The organism is Leisingera sp. ANG59 (assembly GCF_013317235.1).
In the GTDB taxonomy this organism is placed as follows: domain Bacteria; phylum Pseudomonadota; class Alphaproteobacteria; order Rhodobacterales; family Rhodobacteraceae; genus Leisingera.
The window spans coordinates 1-4,316 of record NZ_WLCM01000088.1 but is presented as its reverse complement, the minus strand read 5'-3'; the positions used below and the strand labels follow the sequence as shown (position 1 = coordinate 4,316).

3 protein-coding genes and 1 pseudogene are annotated in these 4,316 nt (G+C 59.0%); 1 reads left to right on the top strand and 3 read right to left on the bottom strand.

Annotated elements, in window-relative coordinates; translation table 11 throughout:
* The 3 genes and pseudogenes from GKC28_RS25855 to GKC28_RS25850 all read right to left on the bottom strand — a co-directional run.
* A partial coding sequence (locus tag GKC28_RS25855; RefSeq protein WP_174149802.1) for a helix-turn-helix domain-containing protein occupies positions 1 to 184 on the bottom strand: 184 nt, incomplete at its 3' end.
* A 328-nt stretch (positions 185 to 512) separates the two neighbouring features.
* A pseudogene (locus GKC28_RS26645) lies at positions 513 to 664 on the bottom strand (IS3 family transposase); the annotation flags it as partial.
* 319 nt (positions 665 to 983) lie between these two features.
* Complete coding sequence (locus GKC28_RS25850; protein WP_174149801.1) at positions 984 to 3,053, bottom strand: amidohydrolase; 2,070 nt, start codon at positions 3,051 to 3,053, stop codon at positions 984 to 986.
* Between the two features lie 106 nt (positions 3,054 to 3,159).
* Here GKC28_RS25850 and GKC28_RS25845 point away from each other — a divergent pair, with 106 nt between their 5' ends.
* Complete coding sequence (locus GKC28_RS25845; protein WP_174149800.1) at positions 3,160 to 3,903, top strand: helix-turn-helix transcriptional regulator; 744 nt, start codon at positions 3,160 to 3,162, stop codon at positions 3,901 to 3,903.
* Positions 3,904 to 4,316: the final 413 nt, after the last annotated feature.

Below are 4,316 nucleotides of genomic sequence, written 5' to 3'. Positions count from 1 at the left end.
CGTGGTATCCGTTCAGCTCAGGAAGTTCCTTGTCATCAAAGAAATTACGCTTGAGTTCCCGGTAGATCGTAGACGCTGCGCGGCCCAGCCGGTCTGCGATCTCAGGCACCGGCATTTTGGCTTCACGCCACTTGGCAATCTTCCGGCGTTCTTCCAAACTCAGGTGAGGGTAATTGCGTCCCATTCAATAGCCTCCATGCAAACATCTGTTTTGATACAGAATTTGCACTTCGGATGTGAATCCACCGCAGCTACATACCCCTGTACTATAATCCGGCTTATGTTAAATAAGTCAGCCTAACTGACCTAAATTCAGCCCGCTAAGCGTTCGGCTGAAAGCAACAGGGTTTTAGCTTTTTGTGTCATGAAGAGATCAAACTCGAAGAACGCTGTACGAAAAATTTCTTGCTGGAGCTGTCTAAGCAGTCCGGAGCTGCGGTGAAACTCGCTAAATATGACTCATCAAAAATGGGCTCTGATCTGCCTGGCTTTCCTACCCGACGGCATCCGGTTGTCGGCCATGAGCGCAGCCATATCAGCTCTGCTTTGGTCGTCTTGAAGAAAGTTTCAACTGCGGCGTTGTCACAACAATTGTCCGTGCCCCTCATCGACGCCTGGAGGCTGTGCTGGCCCAAGAACTCTGGCAATCGTGACAACGGTATTGGGGGGATCAGCCGGTCGCCGCAACACTCCATTCACGGAGGCATAGATGACCGGTTGAATCCGCCGTCAGGCCTTTAGAGGGAGTTCTGCAACGACGCCCCTGTAGCCGAAGTATCTCGTTCGAGGGAAAGCTCACCAGGTTACCCGGCCTCCTGGGTCACCTGCGGCATCCACGACAGCTGTCTGGGACCGGGACTAGCACACTACGGAGCCGCAAGGCAGCGCAGATCCCATTCTGGCCCATGATGCAGCGTGTTTACCTGGCTTTTTAGCCCGGGCAGAAACTGCCCGGGCCACTGTCTTGGACAATTGCGATCGCTTCAGCGCATGTCATGGATAATCTCACCATCGAAGACCGTCAGCAGGACCTTGGTCTCCGCGATGTCCCAGATCGTCTCCGAATTCTGCGACAGTGCTTCGATGTCGGTATCAATCATGATCAGATCTGCACGTTTCCCGGGCTCCAGCGACCCGGTCAGATCCTGCTGCCCCATCGCAATCGCGCCGTTCACCGTATAAGCGGCCAGAACATCGTCCAGTTCCAGCACTTCCTCCGCATTGACCGCAACCACCACGGTTTCCCCGTTTTCATCCTTTGACAGCGGGTTGGCCGGCAGCAGGTCCGCCCGGATCATGCCCGCCGCCATGTTGACGAAGGGCTGCGGCGACGGCACATCCACCGGCGCATCGCTGCCCGCCGCGACAATGCCACCGGCATCCCGGATGCTGCGGAACGGATAGACCCGGTCCCCCCACAGGCCGTCCTGGCGGTACAGCTTGTCCAGATCCACCAGTGAATCCACTTTGTTGATGAAGGGATTGACCGTGGTGTCATATTCCCAGAACGGTACCGCCCAGGCCATGGTCGGGGTTACCACGACCTCCATCTCACCAATGCGCGCGATTTCCTCATCGGCAACAAACTGGATATGCGCCAGATTGTGCGGCAGCCCGTTGTTGCCGTTTGCGCTGCGCGCGGCATCGATCGCATCCAGCGCGGTCTTCACCGCGCCGTCGCCAAGCGCGTGCATGTGAACGGTAAAGCCCGCCGCATCAAAGGCGGTCACCGCGCGGTTCAGTTCCTGCGGCGTGAATTCCAGCAGCCCGTAGCGCTTCTCGCATTGCGAGGCATCATGGCCGTGGGCCTCCCGGAAGGCATTGGCCGCCGCGGGGATTGCATAGTCGGCCAGATGGGCGCGGGCTTCGCCACAGATCTCGCCGTCCTGATCGACATAACCCTTGATCTCCAGCCCCTCGCCCATCACCGGCTCCAGATAGGGGTTCAGCATCGCCGCGGTCTGGGTCGGGTATTCCACCACGCCGTCCACGAACATCTTGATCCCGTCCGCCTTGATGTATTCCGACCCTTCGAACCGCGCGCGCATGGCGCCGACATGGGCCATGGCGGCGTTTAGGTCGAGCTCGCGGGTGCGCCCGCCCATCACGTTGCTGTCGATATGGGTGTTGAGCCGCAGGCGGAACTTCAGCAGGTCCTGCGCCTCCATATATTCGTAGACCTCCGCAATCTCGTCAAAAACCCAGGCGTCCTGGGCCGAGGTTATCCCGTTCGACGCCATCAGCCCGGCCAGGTCATCCAGCACCGGCTTGTAGTTTTCGAGGCCCGCAACGGGGGCACCGATGATATGGCCAGCAAAATCCTTCGCCGTACCGTCCGGATTTCCATCGGCATCGGTGTTGAAATACTCCGCATAAGCGGCATAGTCCGCTTTCAGGCTGGCAGCCGTCACCGGGGTCCGCTTGCCAGTGTCCGGGTGATGCGCCTGCGCCAGGGCCGCGGTATTGGCCCCGAAGGCATGTCCGTCGGATCCTTCCAGCAGGATCGGTGTTGTGGCGGAAACCGCGTCCAGGGCCGCAATGACGCTCGGGTAGGTCTCGGTCACGCTCAGCAGCGACGGCGGGTTGAAATACTTGCCGATCAGCCAGCCATCGCCGTTCAGCTGGGCCTGTTCCAGGCAAGCCCGCAGCTTGGTCACGGTCTCATCCATGTCGACCGAAGCGCCATCGAAACTGCATTCGAATTTTTCGCCGTTGTAGACCGGGTCGATGGCAAATAGCGGATGGATATGCACGTCATGCAGCCCGGGCAGGATGATCTGCCCCTCGGCGTCAATGACCTGGGTATCCGCGCCAATGAAATCCGCTGCCGCTTCATCATCACCAGTGAACAGAATGGTGTTGCCTTTCACCGCAATCGCGCTGGCCCTTGTGCGGTTTTCGTTCATCGTCAGGATGCGGCCGTGCTGGATGACCAGATCAGCCGTTTCCGCAACCGCGGTGCCGGCCAATCCGCTGCACACAAGGCTGATCGCCGTGCTGCATGCGAGGTGGTTGAAGTGCTTCATGGTGTTCCCTGTTGTGTTGGTCTTCATGGCAACAGGCTAGGCTGCGCGGGAAATCCCGGGCAATCGGAACAAGCATTGCGAATGGACGCTGATTGGACGATAGTAGCGTCTACCAGCGTCAGGAGATTAAGCCGTGCCGTCGCACCTTGCTCAAAACCTCGGCACTCTCACCAGCTACGGCAAATCGGTGGCCGACATCTGCCGCCGTGCCAATCTGAACCGGACGCAGTTCAACCGCTACCTGGCCGGGCAGTCCCAGCCATCGCTGCAAACCTTGCGGCGGATCTGCGATTTCTTCGGTGTCGACGAGCACGAGATCTTCATGGCGCCGGACGCCTTCCGCGAGCTGGTCCGGCTGCGCCCGCCGTTGCTGACGGCACGGGACCCGGCGACCAGCTTTGCCCAGCGTCTGTTTCTGAACCAAAGCAAGCCCGCCGCGCAGACCGGCTACTATCAGGCCTACCTCACCGACCCGGCCGATCCCTCAAATGTCTACATCCATCTGGTCAAGCTGTCGCAAAGCGGTCGCGGCACGGCAGTCAAGATCATCGCCCGCTACCCCCGGGACCAGATCAACCTGCCGAAGCGGCTTAAGTTCGAGGGCATCGCCACGCAGCAGGCCGGGCGCCTGTTCTGTGTCATTCAGGAGAGCAAGATGCGAAAATCAACCTCCTGCATCGTGCTGTCGCTCGGGGATTTCGACAATGCCACAACGCTGGACGGGCTGATCCTTGGGACAGAGCCGGAAACCGGCAACGAAATCACAACCTATCAGACGATCTGGCGGTACCTTGGCAAGGCCCCGGACCTGCGGGCTGCGATCAAACGCTGCGGGGTAAGCCCCGCATCTGGAAAATCAACTGATTTGGCAAACTAGTGTGTGCGCGCGACCGAAAGCATCGTTTTCGGCTTTCTGCACTTGCATGCTCGACAAAGGTAGACGTGCGAAAAGTCCCGCGCATTGCCCATATCCGGGACCAGCGAAGTTAAGTACGGAACATCTTGGAGCAGCCGTTCTAACTAACCGCAGCAAACTCACCCTTCGATGAAGGTTTTTCGACGCGGGTCATTGCGCGCGGTATCGGCGTGGATTGGCTGTGGCCCGCGTTGACAAACCTCTCAGGGAGGAAGCCGCGGGGGCTGGGTGTGGCCTATGGGGAAAGAGCTCCGTCTGCTGTGATCAGGATGGCCGTAAATGTTGGGTAGCGGTGTTCGAAGATTGCGACATCCGAATTCAGCCATAGTTTTTTGACCGGGTCTGATGCTGATTTTTGACGTCGCCTGCCTTTG